The 739-nt window shown below is 78.8% G+C and carries 1 protein-coding gene; it reads left to right on the plus strand.

Translation table 11 applies throughout. The annotated features are described in order from the left end of the window. A partial coding sequence (locus B7767_RS46945; RefSeq protein ID WP_085576119.1) for a metalloregulator ArsR/SmtB family transcription factor occupies nt 1–734 on the plus strand: 734 nt, incomplete at its 5' end. Nucleotides 735–739: the final 5 nt, after the last annotated feature.

Below are 739 nucleotides of genomic sequence, written 5' to 3' on the forward strand. Positions count from 1 at the left end.
CCGCCCGCGAGCGGTCCGCCCCCGCCGGGCGCGGCCGTCCCGCCTGGCGCTACCGGGCCCGCCCGCCGCAGGAGTCCCCCGCGCGGGAGTACGCGGGACTCGCCGCCGTACTGGCCGCGCGGATCGCCCGTACCAGCGCCGATCCACGCGGGGACGCCCTCGCCGCGGGCGAGGACTGGGGGCGGGTCCTGACCGACGGGCAGGAGCCGTCGGCGGACCCGAGGGAGGCACGGGAACGGCTGCTGGGCCTCCTCGGGGAGATCGGCTTCGCCCCGGAGGCCGACGCGGAGGCGCGCGAAGTCCGGCTGCCGCGCTGCCCCTTCGTCGAGACGGCCCGCGAGCATCCCGGCGTCATCTGCGGCGTCCACGAAGGACTGGCCCGGGCCGCCCTCGGCGCCCTGGGCGAGGACTCCCAGGAGATCGAACTGCTCCCCTTCGCCGAACCGGGCGCCTGCCGCCTCCACCTGGACACGAACCCCGCACCTGACGCCGATCCTGCGCCGGGCGCCGCTCCTGTGCCGGGTGCCGGGACTCCGTCGGATGCCGGTCCTGCGCCGGATGCCGGGGCGCCGTCGGGCGCTGGTCCTGTATCGGACAGCGGTCCTGTACCGGATGCCGGTCCCGTGCCGGAGACCGGTCCTGTGTCGGGCGCCGGTCCCGTGCCGGACACCGGCCCCGCGCCGGGCGCCGCCCCCGCGCGGCAGAGCGGCGTCGAGGCCGGGGAGACCCCGTGACCCCC

The sequence above is a fragment of the Streptomyces sp. 13-12-16 genome (assembly GCF_002114215.1).
GTDB lineage: Bacteria > Actinomycetota > Actinomycetes > Streptomycetales > Streptomycetaceae > Streptomyces.